The 3,920-nt window shown below is 39.0% G+C and carries 5 protein-coding genes; 2 read left to right on the forward strand and 3 right to left on the reverse strand.

What is annotated here, in order from left to right:
- Positions 1-18: 18 nt before the first annotated feature.
- Complete coding sequence (locus E1160_RS00490) at positions 19-819, reverse strand: substrate-binding periplasmic protein (protein ID WP_218048614.1); 801 nt, start codon at positions 817-819, stop codon at positions 19-21.
- A gap of 299 nt (positions 820-1,118) precedes the next feature.
- Between E1160_RS00490 and E1160_RS00495 the strand changes: the two genes are divergently transcribed.
- A complete protein-coding gene (locus tag E1160_RS00495) occupies positions 1,119-1,925 on the forward strand; it encodes a transporter substrate-binding domain-containing protein (protein WP_218048615.1) in 807 nt (268 codons plus the stop codon).
- 47 nt (positions 1,926-1,972) lie between these two features.
- Entirely contained in the window at positions 1,973-2,791 is an 819-nt protein-coding gene (locus tag E1160_RS00500) for an amino acid ABC transporter permease (protein ID WP_155153035.1), read from the forward strand.
- A 4-nt stretch (positions 2,792-2,795) separates the two neighbouring features.
- Here E1160_RS00500 and E1160_RS00505 read toward each other — a convergent pair whose 3' ends face one another.
- A complete protein-coding gene (locus tag E1160_RS00505) occupies positions 2,796-3,275 on the reverse strand; it encodes a PAS domain-containing protein (RefSeq protein ID WP_155153036.1) in 480 nt (159 codons plus the stop codon).
- A 91-nt stretch (positions 3,276-3,366) separates the two neighbouring features.
- Positions 3,367-3,900: a PAS domain-containing protein gene (locus E1160_RS00510; protein WP_155153037.1), complete on the reverse strand. Its 534-nt coding sequence runs from the start codon at positions 3,898-3,900 to the stop codon at positions 3,367-3,369.
- Positions 3,901-3,920: the final 20 nt, after the last annotated feature.

Consider the following 3,920-nt stretch of genomic DNA (forward strand, 5'->3'; position numbering starts at 1 on the left):
AGCTCACAGTTTCATGCTCTATTTATAGTTTGGGATGAAATAAGGGGCTCCCTCCATCAATTTTTTATATGTTCCATCGTTAACTAATTGTAATATTGAATTGGAGAAGCTACTTGATAAAGCTGCTCCTTCTTGTGTGAACTGGAATACAAATGTGCCCCCCCAGAAATCAAGAACGTCGCCATGATGTAAATCGTTGAGCAAACCCTGTTCTTCAAGGATAGGTACCCATCCTGTTTGAATAATACCTGCATCAGCACGTTTACCTGAAATCATCTTTGGTACGAGATCATTTGTGTTTGTCATGGAGCGCTTGATTTTCGGATGATGTTCCATGGCTTGGGGGACACCATATCCACGTGCGTTAACAACTGTTTTACCCTCTAACTCTTTCACAGAATTTAGTTTGGGATCTGATTTTCTAGTATAGATATAATATCCTCCCATAATGATAGGCATGGAATAGAGAGGAAGTTCTTTCGCACCATTTGCTTTTGCTCTTTCTGGGTCCTCTGCGATTATGAAAGGCCATAGGATATCGACTTGGTTGCTATAAAAAAGTTGAGCACATCTTTCTGCTGGCGCAAATCTAACCTCAAAGTTATGCCCAGTTTTTTGACTGACTTTATCAATTACTTTTTCGTAGAATTCAAATAAAGGCTGAGGGCCTTTTTTGTCGGCTGTCATGGCACCTGGAATATCAACGGTGCAAGTTTGGAAAGTCTTGGCATGGGAAACCGAAGGGGTGAAAAATAATAATAAGGCTGTAAGTGTAATTAGGAGCGGTTTCTTTAAGTGGCTCTCTGTTATTTCTGACATCCCTGATTCCATTCGAATTTTATTTTTATGGCATTATGATAGCGCTACAAGAAGAGCAAGGGAATAAAAAAAAGCGGCATTCAAGGGGCGACATTTAATTTTATTTCGGTTTTTTATAGGGACTCACAACTATCTTTTTAGTGATTGAATTGAGGAAAATTAAAAGTCTTGAGATTCTCTCAGCTGAATAGAAGTGTTTTGTTCTTATGTAGATAAACGAGTGGAGATTTGCTTTTCTTAGATGTTTAAACTTGCTAGATGTTAAGCATATGTTACATGAACTTAATATGGGGAAAGTTATGAAGAAGATGACGAAGTTTTTTGCGGCCGTCTTATCTGTGATTGTTTTAGGTGGGCAAGCTGATCATGTGGTTGCAGATGAACTACCTGATTTGAAGGGGCGTGTGATTGTTGCAGTTACGGAAAATGCCTATCCCCCTCTAAATTTTCTAGATCCTAAAACCGGCCAAGGAATTGGTTGGGAATATGATGCTTTTAATGAAATAGCAAAACGTCTTAACGCCAATGTACAATGGGAGTTAAGTAGTTGGGATGTTATGATTGAAGCAGTTCGTAACGGGCAATATGATGTCGGAATGGATGGCATCACTATCAACGCTGAACGTGAAGAACAAATTGATTTTACTGAAAGTTATATGACTTCGGAAATGTTTATGTTGGTGCGCGCAGATGAAGATCGCTTTGCAACGGCAAGTGATTTCGCTGCGAAAGAAGATGCATTAGTCGGCGCACAACCTGGTACAACGGGTTTTTATACCGCAGTTTATTCTATTCTTGATGGCAACGAAGCCAATCCACGTATTACCTTGATGGAAACATTTGGAGCAACAATTCAGGCGTTACGTACAGGTGATGTGGATATGGTTTTGACAGATGCGACAGCTGGTCAAGGATATATTGATGCATATCCAGGACTTTTCAAACTGGTTGGTGGTGCAATAGGTTCAGAAGATTTTGGATTTATTTTAACTCCAGATTCTGATTTGCGAGCACCAATTAACGCGGTCATTCAACAGATGAAAGCAGACGGTAGTTTTGAGGCTTTAAACAAAAAATGGTTCTTTGATTATAAGATTGGTCAATAAGTTATCTTAAGTGATCTACCATTTAGCGGCTAATCAGGACTAGCAAAATGCAAGCTTCGAAAAACAAACAAGAGCAGGACTTTCCCTATTGGTTAGCCGCTATTATCGTTATAGGTCTTATCTTCACAATTTATATCGTGACTAATGAGCTTTATACAGCAATTTTTAACACTCTATATAAAGGCGCGTTAATGACAATTTTTGTGACGCTGGTGAGTTTTATTCTCGCCAGTATTCTTGGGTTAGTCATTGCCATTGCGGGGTTCTCCAAATATCGAGTTATACGTGAAATAATGCGTTTTTATACAGAAATAATGCGCGGTGTTCCTGTATTGGTACTCTTGTTTTATATTGCATTTGTAGCTGCCCCTTCATTAGTAGATTTTGCGAACTGGATACTCGCATATCCTATAGAAGAAGGCTTGATGAAAAAAATCCTTGTACGAGATTTTTCCCTCACTTGGCGTGCTATCTTTGCACTTATGCTCGGATATAGTGCTTATATCGCTGAGATCTTCCGGGCAGGTATTCAATCAGTGGAAGACGGGCAAATAGAAGCTGCACAATCTCTTGGTATGAAGCGGTGGCAAGTATTTTGTTTTATCATTTTTCCCCAAGCCATTCGCACTATATTGCCCCCTTTGGGGAATGATTTTATTGCAATGGTGAAAGATTCTGCGTTGGTGTCTGTCTTGGGGGTTGCGGATATCACACAGTTAGGGAAGGTATATGCGTCAGGTACTTTCAGGTTTTTTGAGACTTACAATATGGTTACCTTTATGTATTTAGTGCTGACGATTGGATTATCTTTAATGTTACGTCGGTTAGAAAAACGACTTAATACAAGGTATAAGCAAAAAGCTTAACTGTTTATAATCCTACAATAATACCGATGATGAAGGTGACATTTCCGTTTTCATCGAATAGTGGGCAGTCTAAAGATTCGAATTGCTTTTTAGTCTTACCAAAGAAAGCAAGTGAGCCGATACATCGAATTGGTTTTTTTATTTGACGTAACCCATCTAAATATTTGGCAAGGTTAACAAGTTCCGGGGTTTCCCCTTCAAGACTAAAATAACTGCCGGCTTGGTTTTTGCCAACTAGGTTACGAACCTCTTCACCATTAAGGCGATATAAAAATTTACCGTCACCCAGGCACTCAATTAAAAAAAGATTTGGAGCGATATGCCAATTCTCTTCTATTTTGAAATCATCTCGGCAGGGTAGTTTGGGGGTAAATGATTGCCACCATTCATAAAGTTCACGTGCTTGATCCGAGCGAAAGTCATCACTGGATTGAATATGCACTCTTGAAACATCTTCAAAATTTTCAACGTTGGTGTGGTTCATATTCAAAAAGTTTAATGTTGTTGTGGATTTCTAGTGATAACTTTTTGATGATGTTATCTTTTAATTGGAAAAGCAACGAAAAAATTAAACTTTATTTTATGAGGCAGATTACACCGATAATATGAGAAATCTCCCCTTCCTTATCGACGAGAGGGCAATCAAAGGATTCGAATTTAATATAGCTTCTATCTAATAGAGAGAGGTCGCCCATACAGCGCGCAGTGGTTTTTTTAGTGACCAACTTGCGCATATATTCCGCAAAGGTGGCGTTTACAGGCATATCATTTTTTTGCCCAAGCTTCAGGCCGCGTTGATTATGCCCTAAAATTTCTACAACCTTTTCTCCATTTAAACGGTAGTGGAACGTGCCATCATCTTGAATTTCAATGAGATACAGATAGGGGGCTAACCCCCAATGCTGGATGATGTCAAAGTCTTTGCGCCGAGGAAAATCAGGTTTATATTTTGAATACCATTCAAATAGTTCGCGTGTTTGATTAGCATTAAAGTCTTCTGCTTGTGGTCCAAAATATCTGTCGAAATCCTGCTGGGTTTCGTCGGTCATAGTATAATTGGTATCTTTATGCTTCGCAAAAGGAGGCATATTTTTGATTTCGCCAATCATCGATTTATCCCTTCTTCTAT

Origin of the sequence: Curvivirga aplysinae (genome assembly GCF_009711445.1) — a bacterium.
GTDB classification, from domain to species: Bacteria; Pseudomonadota; Alphaproteobacteria; order UBA8366; family Aestuariispiraceae; genus Curvivirga; species Curvivirga aplysinae.